General features: G+C 73.7%; 22 protein-coding genes. 15 read left to right on the top strand and 7 right to left on the bottom strand.

Annotation, left to right across the window (positions count from 1 at the left end; all coding sequences use genetic code 11):
- Positions 1–324: 324 nt before the first annotated feature.
- Positions 325–1,869: a PP2C family serine/threonine-protein phosphatase gene (locus AC07AL_RS06300; RefSeq protein WP_478317005.1), complete on the bottom strand. Its 1,545-nt coding sequence runs from the start codon at positions 1,867–1,869 to the stop codon at positions 325–327.
- A gap of 330 nt (positions 1,870–2,199) precedes the next feature.
- Here AC07AL_RS06300 and AC07AL_RS06295 point away from each other — a divergent pair, with 330 nt between their 5' ends.
- The 4 genes from AC07AL_RS06295 (at position 2,200) to pth (ending at position 4,901) form a co-directional block, all read left to right on the top strand.
- Positions 2,200–2,709, top strand: a complete 510-nt coding sequence (locus AC07AL_RS06295) for a hypothetical protein (RefSeq protein WP_363630241.1) — start codon at positions 2,200–2,202, stop codon at positions 2,707–2,709.
- Between the two features lie 103 nt (positions 2,710–2,812).
- Positions 2,813–3,478: a DUF3105 domain-containing protein gene (locus AC07AL_RS06290; RefSeq protein WP_363584094.1), complete on the top strand. Its 666-nt coding sequence runs from the start codon at positions 2,813–2,815 to the stop codon at positions 3,476–3,478.
- 92 nt (positions 3,479–3,570) lie between these two features.
- On the top strand, positions 3,571–4,203 hold the full coding sequence (locus tag AC07AL_RS06285; protein ID WP_400334491.1) for a DUF305 domain-containing protein: 633 nt from the start codon (positions 3,571–3,573) through the stop codon (positions 4,201–4,203).
- A gap of 110 nt (positions 4,204–4,313) precedes the next feature.
- A complete protein-coding gene (pth, locus tag AC07AL_RS06280; protein WP_478317032.1) occupies positions 4,314–4,901 on the top strand; it encodes an aminoacyl-tRNA hydrolase in 588 nt (195 codons plus the stop codon).
- Between the two features lie 17 nt (positions 4,902–4,918).
- Here pth and AC07AL_RS06275 read toward each other — a convergent pair whose 3' ends face one another.
- Positions 4,919–6,490: an MFS transporter gene (locus AC07AL_RS06275; protein ID WP_478317003.1), complete on the bottom strand. Its 1,572-nt coding sequence runs from the start codon at positions 6,488–6,490 to the stop codon at positions 4,919–4,921.
- Between the two features lie 171 nt (positions 6,491–6,661).
- On the opposite strand from AC07AL_RS06275, the gene AC07AL_RS06270 reads away from it, so the two are divergent.
- On the top strand, positions 6,662–7,168 hold the full coding sequence (locus AC07AL_RS06270) for a MarR family winged helix-turn-helix transcriptional regulator (RefSeq protein WP_363584097.1): 507 nt from the start codon (positions 6,662–6,664) through the stop codon (positions 7,166–7,168).
- A 112-nt stretch (positions 7,169–7,280) separates the two neighbouring features.
- Positions 7,281–7,796, top strand: coding sequence for a GNAT family N-acetyltransferase (locus AC07AL_RS06265; protein ID WP_363630242.1), 516 nt, complete (start codon positions 7,281–7,283; stop codon positions 7,794–7,796).
- Positions 7,797–7,822: 26 nt separating this feature from the next.
- Here the strand turns inward: AC07AL_RS06265 and AC07AL_RS06260 are convergent, their stop codons facing one another.
- The 4 genes from AC07AL_RS06260 to AC07AL_RS06245 all read right to left on the bottom strand — a co-directional run bounded on the left by AC07AL_RS06260 (position 7,823) and on the right by AC07AL_RS06245 (position 12,897).
- Positions 7,823–8,332: a methylated-DNA--[protein]-cysteine S-methyltransferase gene (locus tag AC07AL_RS06260; RefSeq protein ID WP_363584101.1), complete on the bottom strand. Its 510-nt coding sequence runs from the start codon at positions 8,330–8,332 to the stop codon at positions 7,823–7,825.
- Positions 8,329–9,846, bottom strand: coding sequence for a DNA-3-methyladenine glycosylase 2 family protein (locus AC07AL_RS06255; RefSeq protein ID WP_363584103.1), 1,518 nt, complete (start codon positions 9,844–9,846; stop codon positions 8,329–8,331). Before AC07AL_RS06255 ends, AC07AL_RS06260 begins: the two co-directional genes overlap by 4 nt.
- 480 nt (positions 9,847–10,326) lie before the next feature.
- Positions 10,327–11,454 (bottom strand): ribosome small subunit-dependent GTPase A, encoded by a 1,128-nt coding sequence (gene rsgA / locus AC07AL_RS06250; protein WP_363584105.1) that lies wholly within the window; start codon positions 11,452–11,454, stop codon positions 10,327–10,329.
- 357 nt (positions 11,455–11,811) lie between these two features.
- Positions 11,812–12,897 carry a cytochrome c oxidase assembly protein gene (locus AC07AL_RS06245; RefSeq protein ID WP_363630246.1) on the bottom strand — a complete coding sequence of 362 codons (1,086 nt, stop codon included), beginning with the start codon at positions 12,895–12,897 and terminating at the stop codon, positions 11,812–11,814.
- Between the two features lie 211 nt (positions 12,898–13,108).
- Between AC07AL_RS06245 and AC07AL_RS06240 the strand changes: the two genes are divergently transcribed.
- The gene (locus tag AC07AL_RS06240) at positions 13,109–14,785 is read left to right on the top strand and encodes an FtsW/RodA/SpoVE family cell cycle protein (protein ID WP_363630247.1); all 1,677 of its coding nucleotides are present in this window, start codon (positions 13,109–13,111) and stop codon (positions 14,783–14,785) included.
- A 181-nt stretch (positions 14,786–14,966) separates the two neighbouring features.
- On the opposite strand, the gene AC07AL_RS06235 is transcribed toward AC07AL_RS06240, so the two are convergent.
- Positions 14,967–16,259: a YihY/virulence factor BrkB family protein gene (locus AC07AL_RS06235; RefSeq protein WP_363584111.1), complete on the bottom strand. Its 1,293-nt coding sequence runs from the start codon at positions 16,257–16,259 to the stop codon at positions 14,967–14,969.
- Between the two features lie 178 nt (positions 16,260–16,437).
- Between AC07AL_RS06235 and AC07AL_RS06230 the strand changes: the two genes are divergently transcribed.
- The 8 genes from AC07AL_RS06230 (at position 16,438) to AC07AL_RS06195 (ending at position 23,735) form a co-directional block, all read left to right on the top strand.
- Complete coding sequence (locus AC07AL_RS06230; protein WP_347878562.1) at positions 16,438–16,521, top strand: putative leader peptide; 84 nt, start codon at positions 16,438–16,440, stop codon at positions 16,519–16,521.
- A gap of 198 nt (positions 16,522–16,719) precedes the next feature.
- Complete coding sequence (locus AC07AL_RS06225) at positions 16,720–18,444, top strand: nitrite/sulfite reductase (protein ID WP_363584113.1); 1,725 nt, start codon at positions 16,720–16,722, stop codon at positions 18,442–18,444.
- Positions 18,441–18,773 (top strand): hypothetical protein, encoded by a 333-nt coding sequence (locus AC07AL_RS06220; RefSeq protein WP_478317034.1) that lies wholly within the window; start codon positions 18,441–18,443, stop codon positions 18,771–18,773. Before AC07AL_RS06225 ends, AC07AL_RS06220 begins: the two co-directional genes overlap by 4 nt.
- Positions 18,754–19,455, top strand: a complete 702-nt coding sequence (locus AC07AL_RS06215) for a phosphoadenylyl-sulfate reductase (RefSeq protein ID WP_363584115.1) — start codon at positions 18,754–18,756, stop codon at positions 19,453–19,455. Before AC07AL_RS06220 ends, AC07AL_RS06215 begins: the two co-directional genes overlap by 20 nt.
- 34 nt (positions 19,456–19,489) lie before the next feature.
- Positions 19,490–20,086 (top strand): adenylyl-sulfate kinase, encoded by a 597-nt coding sequence (gene cysC / locus AC07AL_RS06210; protein ID WP_363584117.1) that lies wholly within the window; start codon positions 19,490–19,492, stop codon positions 20,084–20,086.
- A complete protein-coding gene (gene cysD, locus AC07AL_RS06205; RefSeq protein ID WP_478316999.1) occupies positions 20,083–21,042 on the top strand; it encodes a sulfate adenylyltransferase subunit CysD in 960 nt (319 codons plus the stop codon). The genes cysC and cysD overlap by 4 nt, the downstream gene beginning before the upstream one ends.
- Positions 21,043–21,044: 2 nt before the next feature.
- Positions 21,045–22,379: a sulfate adenylyltransferase subunit 1 gene (locus tag AC07AL_RS06200; protein WP_363630252.1), complete on the top strand. Its 1,335-nt coding sequence runs from the start codon at positions 21,045–21,047 to the stop codon at positions 22,377–22,379.
- A 195-nt stretch (positions 22,380–22,574) separates the two neighbouring features.
- Complete coding sequence (locus tag AC07AL_RS06195) at positions 22,575–23,735, top strand: aliphatic sulfonate ABC transporter substrate-binding protein (RefSeq protein ID WP_400810789.1); 1,161 nt, start codon at positions 22,575–22,577, stop codon at positions 23,733–23,735.
- Positions 23,736–23,828: the final 93 nt, after the last annotated feature.

Below are 23,828 nucleotides of genomic sequence, written 5' to 3'. Positions count from 1 at the left end.
GTGAGGACGGCGCGGACGCGGCGGTCGGTGTCGTCGTCGTCGGTCATGCCGCCCTCACCGTCGTCCTGCCGATCGCCCTCATCGGCGTCAACCGATCCCGGGCGTCTGCCCGCCCTGGTACGCCGCGGTGCAGGTCGTCTGGGTGCTGCCCACCCTCCGGGCCGCAGTCACCGTCCGCAGCTCCGCGCCGCGCGCCGCCTTCCCCCCGGGTGCGCCGAACGGGTGCGCTGACTGGGTGCGCTGACCGGGTGCGCTGACCGGGTGTCGGGCGCGGCACCGGCGGGCCGGCGGCGCTCCAGCCGCCCCGCGGTCGTCATGCGGTCGTCATTCGGTCCAGACGGCGGCGGCCGTGCGGTCGTCGGCGTAGCCCTTGGCACGGACCTGGACCTGGCGGAGGAAGTCGACGGTGCCGGGCGGGTGCGGGTGGGCCCAGTGGGTGGACAGGAAGTGGGCGACGGCCGGCTCGTCGGCGATCGGGCTGGCCAGGCCGGGGGTGCAGAGCAGCAGCACGTCGCCCGGGGTGGCGGGGACCAGCCGGAAGCGGAACGGCCTCGGCTCCTCCGGCGGCTGCCGGCCGTCCGGGTGGTGCAGCAGGCGGGCCGCGTAGGCGTCGATCCAGTGGCCGGAGCGCAACAGATAGAGCCCGCCCGGGCCGACCCCGAAGGCCGCCCGGTGGCCGACCGCCGGGTCGAGCGACAGCAGCAGGCAGTGCAGCGAGGCCGGGGACGGCGTGCCGTCCTCCTCGTTCCCGGGCACGAGCGCGCGCAGCGGGGCGACGGCGCCGGTGGCGAGCCGCTGGAGGCCGTAGCGCAGCCGGTCCCGGGCGCCGTCGCGCAGGTCGGCGGCCAGGCCCTCGCGGCTGCGGCCGACCGCGGCGGCCAGATGGCGGCAGGCCTCGCGGGTGCTGGTGGCGACGGCCCCCGGGGCGAGCGCCTCGTCCGCGGCGGTGCCGGTCCGGTCGATGCCGGCGAGCACGGCGAGCAGCAGCCCGTCCGGGCCGTCCCCGAACCTGGTGATCAGCAGCGCGTCCCGCCGCGACTCGCCCCGGTAGCGGGCGGAGTCGCCGCGGACGGAGACGGCGCGCAGAACGGACGGGCCGTACTGGGCGCCCTCCAGGACGGTGTCCGGCACGAGCGCCCCGAGGACGCCCGGGTCCGCCTCCGGGACGGCGGTCGGCTCCGGCCCGTAGGTCGGCGGGCGCTCGCCGATGTGCGGCACGGTGGGGGCGCCGTCGGAGAGCGGCGAGCGGACGGCCGGGCGCAGGTCGGGGACGGTGGCGGTGGCGTCGGGTTCCTCGGTGGCCTCGGCTTCGGGCTCGGGCTCGGGCTCGGGTTCCTCAGTGGCGGCCTCCGGTTCGGCCTCGGGTTCCGGTTCGGGTTCCGGTTGCGGCGCGGGCTCGGGGGCGGGCTTGTCCAGGGAGACCGGTGTGGGGAGGGTGTCGGCTTCGCTTTCCTGGACGTCAGGGGCGAAGACCCGCTCCTCGTCCGCCCGCTGGGGTCCGATGACGCCGATCGCGGTGTCGAACCAGTCGTCGATGCTGTCCCGTTCCAGCACCTCGGCCGCTGCCGGCACCACTGCCGACTCCGGCTCCGGCACCGCTGCCGACTCTGGCTCCGGCTCCGGCACCGCTGCCGACTCCGACGCCGGATCCACGCCCAGCACCGGCCCCGCGTCCAGCACCGACTCCGGTTCGGCCGTGCGCTGCTGGCCGATGAGGCCGACCGCCGTGTCGAACCAGTCGTCGACGCTGCCGTCGCCGGGGTCCGCGTGCGGGGTGTCGGGGAGGGTGCCCGCCGGGCCGTCGTAGACCGTGTCCCACCAGCCGTCGTCCGGCCGGTGCGACTGTGCGGGGGCACCCTGCTTGCTCATCTGGCGGCTCCTGGTCGGTCCGTGGTCGCGCCGCCCCCGGCGGGGCCGGACTCGACGTCATTGTCTCCAAGTGCAACGACGCTGTCCGGGTTTCGGCGACAACCGGTCAGCGCCGGGCCGTTCCCGGCCACCGCGCCCACCTCGGGTTTCACCGGGGAATCCGGCCCCGCGTCCACCCCCGGGTTCACCCCCGCGTTCGGTCCCGTTCCGTCCGTGCTTGCCGGATGTGCCCGGAGCAGGGCGTTTCCGGGGTGTTCGGGTCCGGGAGCGGCCGAAAATGGGGGTGGAGGAGGGGCATCGCTTCACTCGTTCGGCTGATTAAATGTGCGCATGACCGCGTCGGCCCCCAGCTCACCTCGACCGGGGAGGGCCGCACCGGCGGGCCGCCCGGTGGGTGTGCTGTGGGTCCTGCTGCTGGTCGCGCTGCTCACGACGCTGCCGTGCGCCGGTCAGTCGAAGGCGGTCGGCGCGCACGCCGCTCCGACGCCGACCACCGTCACCGCCGCCGTCACCGCCGTCACCGTCACGACGGTCGCCAGTCACGTCCCGCACGCCGGCCCCGCCGCCAAGGCCTCCGACCAGCGCCAGCGCGCCGGGGAGCAGCGGCACTGGACGTGGTGCACCGCCGACGGCGGGCAGCCGCGCCGTGACAACGGCTGCTCCAGCCACCCGTACTGCGCGCAGGACGCCCAGCTGCCGAACCCGCCGCCGCATCCGCAGCCGGCCGCGTCACCGCTCGCTCCGGCAGCCGAGGCGCTGCCCAGGGTGGTGCCCGCCGGGCTGCTGGACGGTCCGCATCCGGCACCCGATCTACACGAGCTGCAAGTACACCGGTCCTGAGCGGAACCCACCGCCCGGCATCCGCCGGCGGATCCGCCCCTCCCCTTCTTTCAGCTGACCGCCGCGCCTCCAGCAGTGCGCGGCGGGGACAAGGACAACCACCATGGGTTCCGCCTCGAAGCAGTCCAGCAAGCAGTCCGGCAAGCCCGGCCCGACCGACCGCCGCGCCCGGATAGCCGAGCTGCGCGCCGGCGAGCAGCGCCGCGACCGCCGCAACAAGGTCATCGCCTCGGTCGCGGCCGGTGTGCTGGTGATCGGCGCGATCGCCACCGGCACCTGGATCGTCATGGACGCCAACCAGAGCAAGAAGAAGGAGCAGGCCGCCGCCAACGCGGACATCCCGGGCGTGCAGACCTTCGGCGAGCTGAGCCGCACCCACGTCAAGGACAAGGTCAGCTACCCGATGACCCCGCCGGTCGGCGGCGACCACAACGCGATCTGGCTGGACTGCATGGGCCACGTCTACGACCAGCCGGTCGAGAACGAGCGCGCCGTCCACTCGCTGGAGCACGGCGCGGTCTGGGTGACGTACAACGGCAAGGCGACGCCGGACGACATCAAGACCCTGTCCGACAAGGTCAAGACCACCCCGTACTCGCTGATGAGCCCGTACCCGGACGAGAAGGGCACCATCACCCTGAACGCCTGGAGCACCCAGCTGATCGTGGAGAGCGCCAGCGACCCGCGGGTGAACCAGTTCTTCACCAAGTACGTCCAGGGCAAGCAGACCCAGGAGCCGGGCGCCTCCTGCACCATGGGGCAGATGTGACCGCCGACGCGGCGCAGCCCGAGGACGGCTCCGAGCACGCCGCCGAGGAGTTCGCGGACGAGGCCGGGGCGCCGCGCCCGGCCCGTCGGCGGCTGTGGTGGCCGGCCGCGCTGGCCGCCGCCCTCGCGTTGGCCCTCGGGGTGCCCGCCCTGGTGGCGAGCGGGACGTCGGCGTCCGGGTCGGCCTCGGTGGCCGTCCCGGCGGACGACTCGCCCGAGGCCGGGTTCGCCCGCGACATGGCGACCCACCACCAGCAGGCGGTGGACCTGTCGTTCATCGTCCGGGACCGCACCGGCGACGACGCGACCCGCACCCTCGCCTTCGACATCATCAACACCCAGGCCAACCAGCGCGGGATGATGATGGGCTGGATCGACCAGTGGGGGCTGCCGCAGCACTCGGCGGCCAAGCCGATGGCGTGGATGAAGATGGGCCACGACTACCAGGCCCACGACGGTTCGCTGATGCCCGGCATGGCCACCAACACCCAACTGGCGAAGCTGCGTTCGCTCAGCGGGCGGGACGCCGAGGTGTACTACCTGCAGCTGATGATCCAGCACCACAAGGGCGGCGTCGAAATGGCCCAGGGCTATGTGGACCTGGCGAAGAACGACGCCGAGAAGCGGCTCGCCCAGTCGATGGTGGTCGCACAGACCTCGGAGGTGCAGCTGATGACCGACATGCTCACGGAGCGCGGCGCCGCCCCCGGCGTGCCCGAGTCCTGACCCACCCCACTGCGCGTGTCCTCGGACGGCCGGGGCGCGGTCGACGGTCCCGTACCGTGCGTACCGTGCCCCGGCCGTCCCGCGTCCGCGACAAGCCCCTGGAGTTCCCGATGACCCCCGCCGCACCCTGGCTGATCGCCGGACTGGGCAACCCCGGCCCGTGGTTCCGGCTGACCCGGCACAACGCCGGCTTCCTGACCGTGGAGCGGCTGGCCGAACGGTACGGCGCGCGGTTCCGGCGGCGCGGGATCGGCGCCCTGGTGGCGGAGATCGAGGTCGACGGCCACCGGGTGGTGCTGGCCAAGCAGCAGTGGTTCGTCAACCTGTCCGGCCGGCCGGTGTCCGGCCTGCTGCGGCGTTACGGCGTCCCGGTCGAGCACCTGGTGGTCGTGCAGGACGACCTGGACTTCGCGTTCGGCACCGGACGGCTCAAGCGCGGCGGCGGCCCCGGCGGCCACAACGGCGTGCGCTCGGTGGGCGAGGTGCTCGGCACCCCCGACTTCGTGCGGCTGCGCTTCGGCATCGGGCGCCCGCCGAAGGGGCAGAGCGTCGGCGACTTCGTGCTGAAGAAGTTCTCGGACCGCGAACAGGCCGCCCTGCCAGGGGTGTTGGACCGGTGTGCGGACGCGCTGGACACGCTGGTGCGACGCGGCCTCAACCGGGCCCAGGACGCGCTGAACGTCCGCTCGGAGGCTTAGGGGAAGGGGCCCCGGCTTCAGGCCTGGCGGACCGGCCGGGTCAGGGCCACGGCCGCCACCGCGACCGCCGCGAGAGCGAGCAGCACCGTCCGGCCGCCGGACGCCGGGCCCGCCAGATGGACTCCGAGGACGGGCAGCGCGGTGCCGAGCGCCGTCCCGAGGCTGCGGGCCATGTTCACCATGCCGCCGCCGACCGCCGAGCACTGCGCCGGGATCGCCCGCATCACCAGCGCGTTGTTGGCGGGCAGCAGCAGTCCCAGCCCGTAGCCGGCGAGCAGCAGCGGCACCGCCACGGCCGCCCCGGAGACCGGCAGCAGGGCGAACAGCAGCAGCCCCGCGCCCGCGAGCACCGCGCCCGCGCGGCAGCGGGCGACGTCCGACCAGCCGCGCGGCAGCAGCGCGCCGCCGACGGTCGCGGCGAGCGCGAACGCGGCGGGCAGCAGGGTGATCACCAGGCCGGCCCGGGCCACCGGCACGCCCGCGCCGGTGAGCAGCACCGGGCCGAGCACGAGCGGGCAGAACAGCAGCAGGTAGCCGATCAGCGAAACCACCAGCCCGGACCGCACCCCGGGGGTGTTGACCAGGCCGGGCGCCAGGATCGGCCGGGCGGCCCGCCGTTCCTGACGGACCAGCGCGAGCGCGAGGACGGCGGCGGCGAGCAGCAGGGCGGCGGCGGCCCAGCCGGGCAGCGGCAGTCCGGAGGCGGTGGACAGGGCGAGCAGCAGCGCGGTGGTGGAGCCGGTGAGCAGCAGCAGGCCGGGCAGGTCGAAGCGGGCTCCGGACGCGGTGGCGGGCACAGTGGCGGGAGGGCTCGCGGCGGCACTCGCGCGGGGGGCGCCCCCGGCGCGGGGAGCGGGCAGGCTCGCGGCGGCCCCTGCGGGCGGGGTCCCGGGATCGGCGGTGAGCGGGCCCCCGGTACCGGCGATGAGCTGCTTCCCGGCACCGGCGGCGGGCGGGGGCCCGGTGCGGGTACGGGGCAGCAGGAACCATCCGGCCAGGATGCCCAGCACCCCGATCGGCACGTTGATCCAGAACACCCACCGCCAGGAGGCGTGCTCCACCAGCAGCCCGCCGAGGCTGGGGCCCAGCGCCAGACCGAGCCCCTGGGCCGCTGCCTGGATGCCGAGCGCGCGCCGCATCGCGTGCTCCGGGACGCCGCGCGCCACCAGGGCGACGCTGTTGGCCTGCATCATCGCGCCGCCGACGGCCTGGACGGCCCGGCAGGCGACCAGCACGCCGAGGCTTCCGGCGTATCCGGCGCCGAGCGAGGCCAGGGCGAAGACGGCGAAGCCGCAGAGGTACATGGTCTTGCGGCCGATGAGGTCGGAGAGCCAGCCGACCGGGGCGAGCAGGGCGACCAGCACCAGGAGGTAGGCGAGGGCGACCCATTCGACGGCCGCGAAGCCGGCGTTGAAGTGCCGGCCGAGGGCCGGGAAGACGAGGGCGGTGACGCTGGCGGTGAGCTGGCCGAGGAAGGCCCCGAGGCAGACGGTGCCGACGGCCAGCCAGTGGGCGTGACGCCAGCCGGCTATGCCGCGGGGCCGGGGCCGCTCGGTGAGCAGCCGCGCGGCAAGGGCGGTGGCGTTCATGGCACAAATATATCGGACGCAGATATGTTCTTTCTACGAGCTGCTCGCTTTCCGACGGGAGCCCGCAGAGTTCCACCGAGCTCCACGAGGCCCCGCAGAGTTCCGGGAGGCCCCCGCTCGACGGTGGACAACCCGCCGGACCGGCCCGTACCAGGCGATACGCTGTCCGCCATGCCGTCGTCACCACACGTCCCCGACCCCGCCACCGAAACCCCCGAAACGGCGGTCGACCACGCCCGGCGGCTCACCGACACCGTCACCCGCCTGCGCCGCGCCCTGCGCAGCAGCATCCGCACCGACTACCCGTGGGAGTCCCTGCCCATGGCGCAGGTCGAACTCCTCCAGACCCTCGCCGCCGCCCCCCTGCGGGTCGGCGAACTCGCCGCCCGGCAGCGGCTCGCCCCCAACACCGTCAGCGGGCTGATCGGCAAGCTCCTCGACGCCGGATTCGTCGACCGCCAGGCCGACCCCGGCGACCGTCGCACCGCCCGCATCGCCCTCACCCCGGCCGGCCGGCGCCAGCTCGACGACTGGCAGCGCGCCCACGAGCGCCGCATCGCCACCGCCCTCGACACCCTCGATCCCACCGACCGCGACGCCGTCGTCCACGCCCTGCCCGCCCTCGAACAGCTCGCCCGCGCCCTCGCCGAGACCGGCCAGGGCCCCGACCAGGCCTGAACCCCGGCCGGGCCCAAACCGGGGCCGAGCCGGGGCCGAACCCCGGCCAGCACCCCCGGATGCCTGCAAAACCGCTGGTCACCTACCCGTACGGACCACTACCGTCCCCGGCATGAGCACAGCACAGGTACAGATCGAGCCCTGGACGGACGCCGACCTCGCACTGCTGCGCCGGGTCAACACCCCGGAGATGAAGAAGCACGTCGGCGGCCCCGAGACCGAGGAGCAACTCCTCGTCCGGCACCGGCGCTACCTGGACTTCGTCCCGTCCGGCCTGGGCTGCATGTACCGGATCGTGCTGCTCCCCGAGGGCGAGGCCGTCGGAACCGTCGGCTACGGCACCCGCACCTGGGAGGGCGAGACCGTCCACGAGATGGGGTGGAACGTCCTGCCCGGCCACCAGGGGCGGGGCATCGCCGTCGCCGCCACCCGCGCCGCCGTCGCGGCCGCCCGCCGCGAGGCCGCCCACCGCCACCTGCACGCCTTCCCCTCGGTGGACAACCCGGCCTCCAACGCGGTCTGCGCGAAGGCCGGGTTCAGCCTCGTCGGCGAGACGGACTTCGAGTTCCCGCCCGGGCGGTTCATGCGCAGCCACAACTGGCGGGTGGACCTGCGGGCGGCGGGCTGAGCCGCGCCGCCGCCCGGGCGGACGTGTCAGAACAGCGTGCCGCTCTCCAGCTCCAGCAGCCGGCGCTTGCAGTCCACGCCCGCCGCGAAGCCGGTCAGCGAGCCGTTGGCGCCCATGACGCGGTGGCAGGGGCGGACGATGAGCAGCGGATTGGCGCCCACCGCGCCGCCGACCGCCCGCACCGCGCGCGGCGACTCCCCCGCCAGATCGGCGAGTTGGCCGTAGGTGACGGTCTCGCCGTACGGGATCTCGTCCAGGGCGGCCCAGATCCGCCGGCGGAACTCGGTGCCCGCCGGGGCGAGCGGGAGGTCGAAGGAGGTGCGCTCGCCCGCGAAGTAGGCGGTCAGCTGGGCGACCGGCTCGGCGAGCGCCTCCGGGTCGAGGACCCAGTCGTCGGCGGGCTCGGCCAGCGCGTACTTCTGCCCGGGCGCGGTGACGGTGGCCAGCGCCGCCGCGCCGCCGCCCTCGGGCAGGACGCCGGACAGCAGCAGCCGGCCGAACGGGCTCTCCATGGTGGTGTAGACGGTGGTGCTCATGCCTCTGCCTTCTCCGTTCCAGTGCTGGCGCTCGTGGGCCCGGCCCACAGCCGGTGCACGGCGTAGGAGCGCCACGGGGCCCACGCCTCGGCCGCGCGGGCGGCGTTCTTCGGGTCGCCGGGGGCGCCGAGCCGGACGAGGCCGTGCTTGACGCCCACATCGCCCGGGAGGAAGACGTCCGGGTCGGCGAGGGCCCGCATCCTCAGGTAGCCGACGGTCCAGGGACCGATGCCGGGCAGGGCCAGCAACCGGGCCGCGGACTCCTCCCGGTCCACCCCGCCGTCGAGTCGCACCGCCCCCTCGGCCAAGGCCGCGCACAGGCCGGTGAGCGCGCGGCGGCGGGCGGCGGGCATCGCGAAGTCCTCCGGGTCGGCGGTGGCCAGCACCGCCGCCGGCGGGAACAGCAGCCGCAGGCCGCCGCTCGGCTCGGGCAGCGCGGTGCCGTACTTCTCGGTCAGCCGGCCGGCCAGCGTACGGGCGGCGCCGACCGTGATCTGCTGGCCGAGCACGGCGCGGACGGCCAGCTCGTGCGGGTCCACGTGGCCGGGCGAGCGCAGGCCGGGGCGTTCCCGGACCAGGGGGCCGAGCACGGGGTCGGCGCCGAGCTGCTCGTCGACCGCGTCCGGGTCGGCGTCCAGGTCGAACAGGCCGCGCAGGCGCTGGACGGCGGTCGGGAGGTCGCGCAGGTCCCCGAGCAGCAGTCGGCAGTCGAGCCAGCCGCGGGTGCGCGGTTCGCCCGGCGCCAGCCCGTCGACTTCGGCGATGCCGTGCCCGTACGGGAGCGCCAGGGTGCGCCGGTACGTGCGGACGCCGGGGCGCGGACCGGGGACGACCTCCTCCACGCCGGGGACGGCGCGCAGGGCGAGGAAGTCGATCAGGTGGTCGCTGTCGAGCGCGCCGCGGTAGGCCAGGCGCAGGGTGAGGCCGCCGGCCGGGGTCGCGACGCGGCGGCCGGCCACGACCTCGGCGCGCAGACCGCTGGGGGTGCGGTCGTAGACCTCGCGGACGGTGTCGTTGAACTGCCGCACCGAGGCGAAGCCTGCGGCGAACGCGATGTCGGTGACCGGGAGTTCGGTCGTCTGCAGCAGCAGGCGGGCGGTCTGGGCGCGGCGGGCGCGGGCCAGCGCGATCGGGCCGGCGCCCAGTTCGGCGATGAGCTGGCGCTGGAGCTGGCGGGAGCTGTAGCCGAGGCGGCTGGCCAGGCCCGCGACGCCCTCGCGGTCCACCACGCCGTCGCCGATCAGGCGCATCGCGCGACCGACCAGGTCGGCGCGGTGGTTCCACTCCGGGGAGCCCGGCACGGAGTCGGGGCGGCAGCGGCGGCAGGCGCGGAAGCCGGCCCCCTGGGCGGCCGCGGCGCTGGGGTAGAAGACGCAGTTGACGCGCTTGGGGGTCACGGCGGGGCAGCTCGGTCGGCAGTAGATGCCGGTGGACGTGACGGCCGTGAAGAAGACGCCGTCGAAGCGGGCGTCTCGGCTGTCCACGGCTCGGTACCGGATGTCGTCGTCGATCACGCTGTCCAGTCTGCGGCACTGGGGCGGGGGGTGACTGGCGGAAATCGGACATGGCCGTTGGGGTCCCTCCCGCTCCCCTCCCCCCACCCCACCCTCCGCCCACCTCCACCCACCCATCCCGAGCACCGGCCCGGAGGGCCCACGCCGGGGGCCGCACAGCCCGCACAGGGGCCCGCCGGGAGACCCGCGCTGGGCCCCACACCGGGAGACCCGCACCGGCGAGCCCGCCCCGGGTCCACACCGGGGGAAGACCGCGCCGCAGCGCTCGGCGCACGCGCGCGTTGCTCGCGGTCTGGCCGCCGGCCAGGGCCGCTCGCCGCCCTCGGTGACCCGGGTTTCACCGTGGACGACGCCACCGCGGTGGCCCTGAAGCACTTCCGGCTGCCGGCCCGCCCGGCCTCCGCCGAGCCGGGTGGCCCGGGCGGAGGCCGGCCGCGGCCTCCTGATTTCCTGGTCGGCTTTCCTGGTCGGCTTTCCTGGTCAGCGCTTCACGGGGCCTCCCGCGGCGCGCATCGACTTGGAGAGCGACTTCCACTTCTTCGCCCGGGCCGAGGCCAGTCGGGCGTCCGAGCGGGAGGCGATCCACTCGTTCTCGCGCTGGAGCTTGAGGTAGCTGTCCATCCGGCGCTGCGGCAGGGTGCCGTCGGCGAGCGCCGCCTGCACCGCGCAGCCGGGCTCGGTGTGGTGGCCGCAGTCATGGAAGCGGCAGTCCTCGGCCAGTCCGGCGATGTCGGCGAAGGCCAGGTCCACGCCCTCGCCACCGTAGAGGCCGACCTCGCGCAGCCCGGGGGTGTCGATGAGCACACCCCCGCCGGGCAGCGGGATCAGTTCACGGGTGGTCGTGGTGTGGCGGCCCTTCTGGTCGACCGATCGGGCCTCCTGGACGGCCATCGCCGTGACGCCGGCGAGCGCGTTGGTGAGCGTGGACTTGCCGACGCCGGACTGGCCGATCACGGCCGTGGTGCCGGGCGCGCAGGCGCGCAGCACGTCCATGCCCTCGCCCGTCCCGGCGCTGACCACGAGCACGGTGACACCGGGCGCGACCGCCTCGACGTCGGCGCGGATGAACTCGGCGTCGTCCACCAGGTCGGCCTTGGTGAGGACGACCAGGGGGTCGGCGCCGGACTCCCAGGCCAGGGCGAGGAAGCGCTCTATCCGGCCGAGGTCCGGATCGGCGGCGAGCGAGGCGGCGATCAGGACGGTGTCGACGTTGGCGGCGAGCACCTGGCCGTCGGAGCGCTTGCCGGCCACCTTGCGGATGATCGCGGTCGAGCGGGGCAGCAGTGCGGTGACGGCGGCCATCGGCTGGGCGTGGAGGTCCACGGCGGCCCAGTCGCCGGTGCACGGGCAGTTGATCATGTCGGCGTCGCCGACCGGGCGGGTGTCGAGCCGGACGGTGCGCGGCTCGCCCGTCTCCGGATCGGCGAGCACGGCGTCGCACTGGCCGCGGTCGACCCGGACGATCCGGGCCGGAATCAGCCCGGCCTCGGCGAGCGGGGTGAAGAGTTCGGCGAGCTCGGGCGTCCAGCCGTAGCCGGACAGCGGCAGCTCGTCAGAGAGGGAGCCAGAGGTGGAGGGGGACGACGAAGTGGAGGCAGCGTTGAACAACGCGGTGGGCCCTTCGGGAGGAGATGATCCCGGCGGGCTGCGGCTGGCGCGGAAAGGGTCAGCCGGCGGCCGGGAAGAGGAGGTGAACGCGAGTACTGCCCAAGGCAGCTATCGGGGCGACAACGACCACGGGGTTCACCTCCTGCTCTCTACTCCTCGGGCGGCCGTGAAGGCCCCCGATCTGGACGGGAGAAACGCTAGCGGGTCGGGGTGGCGGGGCCAACTGATTTTTGACCTGCGGAAACGCGGTGAAGGGATCCACAAGGGGCCAGCATTGGACCTACAGAAGTGCGGGCCCTCGCTCAGGAACCCGCCGGAGCCGGCTACCCTCCGGAGCCGGCTACCCTCCGGAGCCGACTACCCGCCGTACCGGTGCTTGAGGTTCGGGTCGTCCAGCCACCAGGGCCGCATCCCGGCCTCCTCCTCGGCCGGCAGCCCCGCCGCCTGCGCCCGCGCCGCGGCCTCCTCGAAACGGGCGTCGAGTTCGGCGTCCACCGCCTTGATCTCCTCCCGCCCCTGCACCACCATCCGCCGCACCAGCGCGGCCAGGAACGGCAGCCCGACCAGGTCGCCCAGCACCCAGAGCATGTTGCCGCCCCAGGTCTGGTCCTGCGCCAGGCTCGGCCCCCACGGCCGCCCGAGCGCCACGTAGTAGTGCTCGGCGACCAGGTGGCCGCCGTAGATCAGCACCAGCCCGAGCCCCGCGTCGAAGATCACCTCGGCGAAGGTGATGAACAGCCCGACCAGGTGCGGGTACTCGCGCCCGACCGGGTCGATCTGCAGCCGCGGCCAGAAGTACGCCAGGCCGAGCAGCACCAGCGCCAGGTGCAGCAGCACGTTCCCGAACGCGCTGGACACCGACTCCTCGTACCAGGGCGTGAAGTAGAGCAGCCACGGCGGGGCCATCAGCAGCGCGGTGGAGACGGCCGGGAACATCAGCACCTTGGACGGCCGGCTGCGCAGCGCCCGCAGGATGCGCTCGCGCCGGGCCGGCGGCGCGGCCGCGACCAGCAGCGAGACCGGCGCACCGAGGGCGAGCAGCAGCGGGACGAGCATCAGCAGCAGCACGACCTGGACGGCCCGGTCGGTGAACAGGATCCGCTCGTACACGCCGAGGCCGGAGCAGGTGCACCAGATCCACAGCAGCAGCCCGCCCAGGAAGGCGGCGGTGCGGGACGGCTGCCAGCGCTCGCCGCCCGCCCGGTGGACGGTGCGCACCGCGGCCAGGTACCAGCCGCCGAGCAGCACGGAGAGGGCGAGCACGAGCGGTTCGGCCGTCCACGAGGTGGCCAGGTCGGACCACTGCCAGGGCGGCGGTCCGCTGTAGGCGAGCATTCGCACCGCGCCGTCCATCCGTCCGCCCACCTCGTTCGCGCCCTGCCGCCGCCCGCGCCGTCCGGCGGTCCGTCGGACGCCGCGGACCGGACCGCGGCGCCCGGCCATGATGGCCTCCCGGCCGGGGCCCGCCGCGCCCGGGGCCCGCCTCTATACCTGCACCTGAACAAAGCTTTACCGAGCCCGGAAAAAGCTTTGCCCAGGCAAAGTTCAGGCCTCGACGGCCCCCGGACCGCAACCGGCGCAGGGGCGTGTTCGTCTGGCAGGATGCACCGTCGGCGATACCGGCCACGCGGGTGATGACAAGGGGACGACAAGGGTGCAAAGCACTGCACGCGGCGAGGGCCGCCGGCTGGCGGCGCGCCACCGCAACATCGAGCTGGGCCTGCTGGCGCTCGCGGTGGCCGTCTGTCTGGCGGGGCACGTCGACGCCGATCTGGCGCTGACCGGCAAGATGCCGCCCGGGCTGCTGGTCCACGGCCTGGCGCTGGGCGGCCTGGCCGGGGCGGCGCACCTGGCGGTGCGGCGGTTCGCCCCGTACGCGGATCCGCTGATCCTGCCGCTGGGCGTCTTCCTGACCGGCTTCGGGCTGATGCTGCTGGACCGGCTGGACATCTCCTACGCGGCGGCGCACGCGAGGAAGGGCGACTACCAGAAGCTCCCGGCCGCGCCCTCGCAGCTGATGTGGGTGTTCATCTCGGTCGCGGTGGCGATCGCGCTGATCGTGCTGATCAAGCACCACAGGTTCTTCCAGCGGTACGTGTACCTGCTGATGACGGGGGCGCTGATCCTGCTGGCGGCGCCCGCGTTCTTCCCGGGCCGGGCGGAGGACTTCGGCGCCAAGCGCTGGATCCGCCTGTTCGGGCTCTCCTTCGAGCCGGACGAGTTCGTGAAGGTCGCGATCACGATCTTCTTCGCCGGCTACCTGATGGCCTCCCGGGACGCGCTCGCGCTGGCCGGCCGGAAGATCTGGGGGATGACCCTGCCGCGCGGGCGGCACGTCGGCCCGGTGCTGGCGATCTGGGTGGTCAGCCTGCTGGTGCTGGTCTTCGAGCGCGACCTCGGCACCTCGCTGATCTTCTTCGGCGTCTTCGTCGTGATGCTGTACGCGGCGACGGAGCGCACCAGCTGGGTGGTGCTCGGCCTGCTGATGGCGGTCGGCGGCGCGGCCGTGGTCGGCACCGTGGAGCCGCACGTGCACGGGCGCGTCGAGGCCTGGCTGCACCCGCTCGACATCTACAAGGAGCACCACGACCCGGCGATCATCTCCGACCAGCCCGCCGAGGCGCTGTTCAGCCTGGGCACCGGGCACCTGACCGGGACGGGCCTGGGCTCGGGGCGGCCGTGGCTGATCGGCTTCGCCGGGCGCAGCGACTTCGTCTTCACCACGATCGGCGAGGAGCTGGGCCTGGCCGGGGTGACGGCGGTGCTGCTGGTGTACCTGCTGCTGGTCCAGCGCGGGCTGCGGACGGCGGTCGGGTTGACCGACCCGTTCGGCAAGCTGCTGGCGACGGGACTGTCGACGGCGCTGGCGCTGCAGGTGTTCGTGGTGGTCGGCGGGGTGAGCGGGCTGGTGCCGCTGACCGGCAAGGCGCTGCCGTTCCTGGCGGCGGGCGGCTCGTCACTGCTGGCGAACTGGCTGATCGTGGCGCTGCTGATCAAGCTGAGCGACTCGGCCGGGCGCACGGCGCTGGAGCCGGCGCCGCCGAGCCCCGATCCGCTCCCGGCGCAGGCCGGGCCGGCGGGTCGGTCGGCGGCCCCGGGTGGTCCGGCCGCGATGGATCCGAGCCCGAACCCGAACCCGACCGCGCCGAGCGGCCCGAACCCGACGGCCCCGGAGCTGACGCTCCCACGCCCGGCCGCCCCGGGCCCGGATCCGGATCCGGACCGGACCGAGGTCAACCCGGCCGCCCCGCACCCTCCGGCCGAGCAGTCCCCGTACGGGTACCACCCGGCCCCGCCGTCCCCCTTCCCGCCGAACCCGGCGACCGCCTGACCCACCGCCTGACCCACCGCCGGGCCCCGGGCCGCCCTCTGGGCAACGGGCGACGGCGAACCGGCGAACCGGCACCAGGAGACGACGAACGGACGTCAGGAGACGACGAACGGCACAGGGCCTCCCCCGCATCCCGCGGGGGAGGCCCTGTGCCGTTCGTCGTGGTGCCGGAACCCTGCCCCTACTGCCGCTCCCACGGCGGCCGGGGCGGGTAGTCGGGCGCCCGCCGCTCCGGCGGCGGCCCGGACGGCCGGTCGCTGTCCGGCGGGGGCGGACCGGGCCGGTGGTGGGGCCCGCCGCGGGCGGTGAGGCGGCCGCGGACGTTGTCGGCGGCCAGGACGTCGGCCCAGCGCTCCGGGTACTCGGAGGGGACGTCGACGTCGTCGCCGTCCTCCTCGCCCCACTCCTCCTCGGCGCCTTCGGCGAGGCCGAGTTCGCGGGCGCGCCGGGCCCGTTCGGCGGCGCGCCGGGCGGCGACCTCGCGGACCACGGCGGCGGCGGCCTCCTCCTGGGCGCGCTCGTTCTCGGCGCGGGCGTCGGCGGTCTCCAGGGTGGGCCAGCGGCGGTCTATGGCGGCGTTCATGGCGGCGCCGATGAGGACGGCCAGGGCGACCACGAAGATCCACAGCAGTACGGCCACCGGCGCGGCCAGCGAGCCGTACACCGAGGGGACCTCGACCGAGCTGACCAGGTAGATCCGCAGGGCGACGCTGCAGACGACCAGCACCACGAGGGCGACCAGGGCGCCGGGGACGTCCTCGCGCCAGGGGGTGGAGACGGGGACGGCCAGGTGGTAGAGGGTGGTGAGGGAGACGATCAGCAGCACGATGGCGACCGGCCAGTAGGCGGCGCCGACCAGTCCGGCGACGCCGGGCACGGCGTTCTCGATGAGTCCGGGTCCGGCCATCAGCAGCGGCAGCACCAGGGAGCTGATGACGAGGGCGCCGAAGTAGAGGCCGAGGGACATCAGCCGGGTCTTGACGATGCCTCGCTTGCCGTCGAGCCCGTACATGACGGTGATGGTGTCGATGAAGATGTAGAGCGCTCTGGAGCCGGACCACAGCGACAGCAGGAAGCCGATCGAGACGAGGTCGGGCCGGGAGTGGGCGAAGACCTGGTCCAGCAGCGGCACCACGACCTCCTTGACGGACGAGTCCGACAGGACCGTCCCGGAGGCCGAGACGATGTCGTGCTTGAGCCGGTCGATGGTGCCGGCGCCGAGGAACTCGTCGAGGTAGCCGAGGGTGCCGGCCAGGCCGAGGAGCAGCGGTGGGATCGACAGCAGGGTGAAGAAGGCCGCCTCCGCGGCGAGTCCGGTGACCCGGTACTCGACGCAGGTGTTGGTGGTGTCCTTGACCAGCTCCCACGCCGTGCGGCGCCAGGCGGCCTGTTTGGCCGCGCGTCGGGAGCCCTTGCCCCGGCGCCGGGAGGGCCGTTCGGGGTTCGGTCTGCTCGTCTCGCCTGCTGCTTGCACGGGTCTAACGGTATCGGGCCGGGGCCGCGCGGTTGATCTCCCCCGGGGTACGGGCGCGTGGACGGACGTCGGGGCGGGGAGCGGCGGGGATCCCCGGCAGTCTCACATGTCGAAACCTCAGCGTCCGCCATCCGGATGTTAGTGGACCGCGAGTCCCGCGCCGTGCCAATCTCTTGCCATGCCGAGCGCCGGAACCACCCTAGTTGGTCGACTCCACGTCGATCTCCTTCGCGTGTCCAGCGCCATCTGTCCGGCGATCTGAGCCCACCCCGCCGCACCACCGCACCCGGCGCCACCCACCTCGCAGTCCCCGCTGGAGCGGACGCGCGGGCGCCCGGCCGGCCACGGTCACTGCTCTCCCCGGCCCTGGGAATACCCGCAGGTCACAGCAGCACCGCACCGCCACGCACCCCCAGCGACCCACCCGGCGTCAGAGCCATCTGCCCCGAAGGACTTCACCATGGCCACCACCCCCGAGACCGCCGAGCCCACGGCCGACCGCGCCGCCGCGCGCCGCCCCGCCGCGCCTCGCAAGGTGACCCGTCACCGCGGCGAGGGCCAGTGGGGCATGGGCCACTTCACCCCCCTGAACGCCAACGAGCAGTTCAAGAAGGACGACGACGGTCTCAACGTACGGACACGTATTGAGACGATCTACGCCCACCGGGGCTTCGACTCGATCGACCCCGCCGACCTGCGCGGCCGGATGCGCTGGTGGGGCCTGTACACCCAGCGCAAGGAGGGCATCGACGGCGGCAGGACCGCGATCCTGGAGCCGCACGAGCTCGACGCCGAGTACTTCATGCTGCGCGTGCGGGTCGACGGCGGCCGGCTGACCGTCGCCCAGCTGAAGGCGATCGCCGAGGTCTCCGAGCAGTACGCCCGCAACACCGCCGACCTGACCGACCGCCAGAACGTCCAGTACCACTGGATCCGGATCGAGGACGTCCCGGCGATCTGGCAGAAGCTGGAGGCCGTCGGCCTGTCCACCACCGAGGCCTGCGGCGACACCCCGCGCGTCATCCTCGGCTCCCCGGTGGCCGGCATCGCCGAGGACGAGATCATCGACGGCACCCCCGCCATCGAGGAGATCCAGCGGCGCTTCATCGGCAACAAGGACTTCTCCAACCTGCCGCGCAAGTTCAAGTCCGCCGTCTCCGGTTCCCCGCTGCTGGACGTCGCGCACGAGATCAACGACATCGCCTTCGTCGGCGTGGTCCACCCCGAGCACGGCCCCGGCTTCGACCTGTGGGTCGGCGGCGGGCTGTCCACCAACCCCAAGCTGGGCGTGCGCCTGGGCGCCTGGGTCCCGCTGGACGAGGTGGCCGACGTCTACGGCGGCGTCATCGGCATCTTCCGCGACTACGGCTACCGCCGGCTGCGCAACCGCGCCCGGCTGAAGTTCCTGGTCGCCGACTGGGGCGTGGAGAAGTTCCGCCAGGTGCTGGAGGACGAGTACCTCGCGTACCGGCTGGTCGACGGCCCCGCGCCGCAGGAGCCCAGCGGCCGCTGGCGCGACCACGTCGGCGTCCACCGGCAGAAGGACGGCCGGTACTACATCGGCTTCGCGCCGCGCGTCGGCCGGGTCGACGGCCGGCTGCTCGGCCAGATCGCCGACCTCGCCGCCGCGCACGGCAGCGACCGGCTGCGCACCACCGCCGAACAGAAGATGCTGGTCCTCGACATCGCCGAGGACCAGGTCGACTCGGTGGTGGCCGGCCTGGAAGCGCTGGACCTGCGGGTCACCCCGTCGCCGTTCCGCCGCGGCACCATGGCGTGCACCGGCATCGAGTACTGCAAGCTCGCCATCGTCGAGACCAAGGAGCGCGGCCGCACGCTCATCGACGAGCTGGAGAAGCGCCTGCCGGACTTCGCCGAACCGCTGACCATCAACATCAACGGCTGCCCGAACGCCTGCGCCCGCATCCAGGTCGCCGACATCGGCCTCAAGGGCCAGCTCGTCCCGGACGGCAACGGCGAGCAGGTCGAGGGCTACCAGGTGCACCTGGGCGGCGCGCTCGGCCTGGAGGCCGGGTTCGGCCGCAAGGTCCGCGGCCTCAAGGTCACCAAGGACGACCTGCCCGACTACGTCGAGCGCGTCCTGACCCGCTACCAGGCCGACCGCACCGAGGGCGAGCGCTTCGCCCAGTGGGCGGCCCGGGCCGGCGAGGAGCAGCTGTCGTGAGTGAGCGTGCCGCGCCGTTCTTCTGCCCGTACTGCGGGGACGAGGACCTGCGCCCCTCCGAGGCCGGGCACGGCGCCTGGGAGTGCCACGGGTGCCGCCGCGCCTTCCAGCTGAAGTTCCTCGGCCTGCTGTCCCCGACCGCCTCGACCGCCTCGACCGCGGCCAACTCGACCGCCTCGACCGCCTCGACCGCCTCGACCGCGGCCAACTCGACCGCCTCGACCGCCTCGACCGCCTCGACCGCGGCCAACTCGGCTTCGGCCGCCACGACTTCGGCCAACTCGACTGCGAACGACGGGGGTTCGTCCGGTGACCAGCGCGAAGACTGACCACGAGGAGATAGCCGTCCGGGCCGGCCGCGAGCTGGAGGAGGCGACGCCCCAGGAGATCCTGGCCTGGGCCGCCGACACCTTCGGCCGCCGCTTCTGCGTCACCTCCTCGATGGAGGACGCGGTCGTCGCCCACCTCGCCTCCTCGGTGTTCCCCGGCGTGGACGTGGTGTTCCTGGACACCGGCTACCACTTCCCGGAGACCATCGGCACCCGGGACGCGGTGGCCGCGACCATGCCGGTCAACGTCATCACCCTCAGGCCGCTGCGCACCGTGGCCGAGCAGGACGCCGAGCACGGGCCGCACCTGCACGACCGCGACCCGGACCTGTGCTGCTCGCTGCGCAAGGTCGAGCCGCTCAACCGCGGCCTCGGCGGCTACGACGCCTGGGCGACCGGGCTGCGCCGCGACGAGTCCCCGAGCCGGGCGGACACCCCGGTGGTGTCCTGGGACGCCCGGCGCCGCAAGGTCAAGATCGCCCCGATCGCCCGGTGGACGCAGGAGGACGTGGACGCCTACGTCACCGCCCACGGGGTGCTGCTCAACCCGCTGCTGTGGGAGGGCTACACCTCGATCGGCTGCTCGCCGCTGTCCTGCACCCGCAAGCCCGCCGAGGGCGAGGACGCCCGGGCCGGGCGCTGGTCCGGCTCCGGCAAGACCGAGTGCGGCATCCACCTCTGACCCACCCCCCACTACCGACGAAGGACTTGAGACTGTGACAGCTCACACCCGGGCCGCCGACGGAGCCGCGGAGGCGGCCCCCGCGGCCGCCCCCTGCGAGCGCGGCGCCACCGTGTGGCTGACCGGGCTGCCGAGCGCGGGCAAGACCACGCTCGCCTTCGCGCTGGCCGGACGGCTGCGCGCCGAGGGCCACCGGGTCGAGGTCCTGGACGGCGACGAGATCCGCGAGTTCCTCTCCAAGGGCCTCGGCTTCACCCGCGAGGACCGGCACACCAACGTGACCCGGATCGGCTTCGTCGCCGAGAAGCTCGCCGCCCACGGCGTCAAGGTGCTCGCCCCGGTGATCGCCCCGTTCGCCGACTCGCGCGCCGCGGTGCGCGAGCGGCACGCGGCGGCCGGCACCGAGTTCCTGGAGGTCCACGTCGCCACCCCGGTCGAGCTGTGCGCCGAACGCGACGTCAAGGGCCTGTACGCCAAGCAGGCCGCCGGGGAGCTGGCCGGCCTCACCGGCGTGGACGACCCGTACGAGGCGCCGGAGAAGCCGGAGCTGCGGATCCAGACGCAGGGCCGCGCGGTCGCCGAGTCCGCCGCCGAGCTGCACGCCTTCCTGACCGAGAGGGGTCTCGCATGACCACCGCGACCGACGGCCCGGTCCGCACCGCCGACGCCCAGAACCAGCCGGCCAGGGGCCCTTTCGCGCTGTCCCACCTGGACGTGCTGGAGGCCGAGTCGGTGCACGTCTTCCGCGAGGTCGCGGGGGAGTTCGAGCGCCCGGTGATCCTCTTCTCGGGCGGCAAGGACTCCATCGTCATGCTGCACCTGGCACTCAAGGCCTTCCACCCGGCCGCCGTGCCGTTCTCGCTGCTACACGTCGACACCGGCCACAACTTCCCCGAGGTGATCGCCTACCGCGACCGCGTCGTGGCCGAGCACGGCCTGCGCCTGCACGTCGCCCACGTCCAGGACTTCATCGACGACGGCCGGCTGCGCGAGCGCCCGGACGGCACCCGCAACCCGCTGCAGACCGTCCCGCTGCTCGACGCCATCGAGACGAACCGCTTCGACGCGGTGTTCGGCGGCGGGCGCCGCGACGAGGAGAAGGCCCGCGCCAAGGAGCGGGTGTTCTCCCTGCGCGACGAGTTCGGCGCCTGGGACCCGCGCCGCCAGCGCCCCGAGCTGTGGTCGCTGTACAACGGCCGGCACGCCGTCGGCGAGCACGTGCGCGTCTTCCCGCTGTCCAACTGGACCGAGCTGGACGTCTGGCAGTACATCGAGCGCGAGGGCATCGACCTCCCGGAGATCTACTACGCCCACGAGCGGGACGTCTTCTCCCGCGGCGGCATGTGGCTGACCGCCGGTGAGTGGGGCGGCCCCAAGGAGAACGAGCCCGTCCAGCGGCGGCTGATCCGCTACCGCACCGTCGGCGACATGTCCTGCACCGGCGCCGTCGACTCGGACGCCACCGACATCCAGGCCGTGATCGCCGAGATCGCCGCCAGCCGCCTCACCGAGCGCGGCGCGACGCGGGCCGACGACAAGCTGTCCGAGGCCGCGATGGAAGACCGCAAGCGCGAGGGGTACTTCTAACGATGACCAGCACCACCCAGGAAGCAACCGCCACGTCGCTGCTGCGCTTCGCCACCGCCGGATCCGTCGACGACGGCAAGTCCACCCTGGTCGGCCGCCTGCTGCACGACTCCAAGTCCGTGCTCGCCGACCAACTGGAGGCCGTCGAACGCGTCTCGCTGGGCCGCGGCCAGGAAGCGCCCGACCTCGCGCTGCTCACCGACGGCCTGCGCGCCGAGCGCGAGCAGGGCATCACCATCGACGTGGCCTACCGCTACTTCGCCACCCCCCGGCGGCGGTTCATCCTCGCCGACACCCCCGGGCACGTGCAGTACACCCGCAACATGGTGACCGGCGCCTCCACCGCCGAACTGGCCGTGGTACTGGTCGACGCCCGCAACGGCGTCGTCGAGCAGACCCGCCGGCACGCCGCCGTCGCCGCGCTGCTGCGGGTGCCGCACGTGGTGCTGGCCGTCAACAAGATGGACCTGGTCGACTACGCCGAGCCCGTCTTCGCCGCCATCGCCGAGGAGTTCACCGCCTACGCCGCCTCGCTCGGCGTGGGCGACGTGGTGGCCGTGCCGATCTCCGCCCTCGCCGGGGACAACGTCGTCGAGCCGTCCGCGCACATGGACTGGTACGGCGGCCCGACCCTGCTGGAGCACCTGGAGACCGTCCCGGTCGGCAGCGACCCGGGCGCCGAGCCGGCCCGCTTCCCGGTCCAGTACGTGATCCGCCCGCAGAGCGAGGAGCACCCCGACTACCGCGGCTACGCCGGGCAGTTGGCCTCCGGCGTGCTGCGGGTCGGCGACCCGGTGACGGTACTGCCCTCGGGCCACACCACCACCGTCGCCGGGATCGACGCGCTCGGCCGCGAGACGGACCTCGCCTGGGCACCCCAGTCGGTCACCATCCGGCTCGCCGACGACCTCGACGTCTCCCGCGGCGACCTGATCGCGGCCGGCGTGATCCCCGCGCCCACCAGGGACATCGAGGCCACCGTCAGCCACCTCTACGAGCGCCCGCTGCGCGCCGGCGACAAGGTCCTGCTCAAGCACACCACCCGCACCGTGCGCGCGCTGGTCAAGGACATCACCTACCGCATCGCTCTGCCGACCAAGGCGGGCGACACCCTCGAACAGCGCTCCGGCGCCGAGGGGTTGAACGTCAACGACCTCGGCCACGTGGTGCTGCGCACCGCCGAGCCGCTGGCACTCGACGCCTACTCCGACAACCGCCGCACCGGCTCGTTCCTGCTGATCGACCCGGCCGACGGCACCACCCTCACCGCCGGCATGGCGGGCGAGGCCTTCGCGACCGTACGCGCCACCGAACCCGCTGAGGAGGACTGGGTCTGATGCCCAGCGAGGCGTTCTCGGACATGGACAAGGAAGGCGGCCGCATCGGCAGCGGCGTCCTCGGCAGCGGCCAGGGCGGCCTGACCCGATGTGCGGGCCGACAGCGCTGAGTTGCGACCCCCGGCCGCCCCGACGGGCGACCGCCACGTCCCCGAGACCGCCTCCTGACGGTCCGTCGATGAACAGGACTTCACCATGGCCCCGAACCCGGCCCTCTCGCATACCCGTGCCCGCCCCGACGCCGGCCGGATCAGACGCTCCGCGGTGGCCGCGGTGGCCGGCCTGACCGCCGTGACCCTGCTGTCCGCGTGCAGCTACGGCTCCAAGGCGGACGACAAGAAGGCGGGCGCCGACTCCGCCGCCAGTTCGGCCGGCGCCTCCGGCGCGAAGCTGTCCGCGGACACCGTGAAGATCGGGTACTTCGCGAACCTGACCCACGGCACCGCCCTGGTCGGCCTCCAGGAGGGGCTGTTCCAGAAGGAGTTGGGCGCCACCCAGATCAAGACCCAGGTCTTCAACGCGGGCCCGTCCGAGATCGAGGCGCTCAACGCCGGCTCCATCGACATCGGCTGGATCGGCCCCTCCCCCGCGATCAACGGCTACACCAAGTCCGACGGCCAGTCCCTGAAGATCATCGGCGGCTCGGCCTCCGGCGGGGTCAAGCTGGTGGTCAACCCGGACAAGATCCCCTCGCTGGACGACCTCAGGGGCAAGAAGATCGCCACCCCGCAGCTGGGCAACACCCAGGACGTGGCGCTGCTCAACTACCTGGCCGGCAAGGGCTTCAAGGTCGACGCGGCGTCCGGTGCCGGCGACGTCTCGGTGGTGCGCACGGACAACAAGGTCACCCCCGACGCCTACCGACAGGGCTCCATCGACGGCGCCTGGGTGCCCGAGCCCACCGCCTCCAAGCTGGTCACCCTCGGCGCGAAGGTCCTGCTCAACGAGAAGGACGTCTGGCCGGACAAGAAGTTCGTGATCACCAACATCATCGTCTCGCAGAAGTTCCTCAAGGAGCACCCGGACGTGGTGGAGGCCGTGCTGCGCGGCTCGGTGAACACCAACGCCTTCATCAAGGCCAACCCGGACAAGGCCAAGGCCGACGCCAACGACGCGATCAAGAAGGAGGCCGGCAACGCGCTGGAGCCGGCCATCCTCGACCCGGCCTGGGCCGACATCGACTTCCTCGACGACCCGCTGGCGAACACCCTCCAGGCCGAGGCCGACCACGCCGTCACCGCCGGGCTGCTCAAGAAGCCCAACCTGAACGGCATCTACGACCTCACCCTGCTCGACAAGGTGCTCGCGGCCAAGGGCCAGGGCCCCGTGGCGGACGCCGGACTCGGCGCCAAGTAGCGCCACCCGGCTCCGAAACGGCACCGAGCGGTGCCGAGTAACGCCGAGCCGCGCCGAGTCCGCCCCCGACTCCGCGGTCCGGACCCCCGCCCG

This window comes from Kitasatospora sp. NPDC043949 (genome assembly GCF_056435365.1).
This window is presented reverse-complemented; position numbering and strand designations above follow the sequence as displayed.

Excerpts from the sequence above, each read along its gene's own strand:
- AC07AL_RS06300 (WP_478317005.1), bottom strand. The coding sequence starts at position 1,869 with ATGAGCAAGCAGGGTGCCCCCGCACAGTCGCACCGGCCGGACGACGGC.
- AC07AL_RS06295 (WP_363630241.1), top strand. The coding sequence starts at position 2,200 with ATGACCGCGTCGGCCCCCAGCTCACCTCGACCGGGGAGGGCCGCACCG.
- AC07AL_RS06290 (WP_363584094.1), top strand. The coding sequence starts at position 2,813 with ATGGGTTCCGCCTCGAAGCAGTCCAGCAAGCAGTCCGGCAAGCCCGGC.
- pth (WP_478317032.1), top strand. The coding sequence starts at position 4,314 with ATGACCCCCGCCGCACCCTGGCTGATCGCCGGACTGGGCAACCCCGGC.
- AC07AL_RS06275 (WP_478317003.1), bottom strand. The coding sequence starts at position 6,490 with ATGAACGCCACCGCCCTTGCCGCGCGGCTGCTCACCGAGCGGCCCCGG.
- AC07AL_RS06270 (WP_363584097.1), top strand. The coding sequence starts at position 6,662 with ATGCCGTCGTCACCACACGTCCCCGACCCCGCCACCGAAACCCCCGAA.
- AC07AL_RS06265 (WP_363630242.1), top strand. The coding sequence starts at position 7,281 with ATGAGCACAGCACAGGTACAGATCGAGCCCTGGACGGACGCCGACCTC.
- AC07AL_RS06260 (WP_363584101.1), bottom strand. The coding sequence starts at position 8,332 with ATGAGCACCACCGTCTACACCACCATGGAGAGCCCGTTCGGCCGGCTG.
- AC07AL_RS06245 (WP_363630246.1), bottom strand. The coding sequence starts at position 12,897 with ATGGCCGGGCGCCGCGGTCCGGTCCGCGGCGTCCGACGGACCGCCGGA.
- AC07AL_RS06230 (WP_347878562.1), top strand. The coding sequence starts at position 16,438 with ATGCCGAGCGCCGGAACCACCCTAGTTGGTCGACTCCACGTCGATCTC.
- AC07AL_RS06225 (WP_363584113.1), top strand. The coding sequence starts at position 16,720 with ATGGCCACCACCCCCGAGACCGCCGAGCCCACGGCCGACCGCGCCGCC.
- cysD (WP_478316999.1), top strand. The coding sequence starts at position 20,083 with ATGACCACCGCGACCGACGGCCCGGTCCGCACCGCCGACGCCCAGAAC.
- AC07AL_RS06200 (WP_363630252.1), top strand. The coding sequence starts at position 21,045 with ATGACCAGCACCACCCAGGAAGCAACCGCCACGTCGCTGCTGCGCTTC.
- AC07AL_RS06195 (WP_400810789.1), top strand. The coding sequence starts at position 22,575 with ATGGCCCCGAACCCGGCCCTCTCGCATACCCGTGCCCGCCCCGACGCC.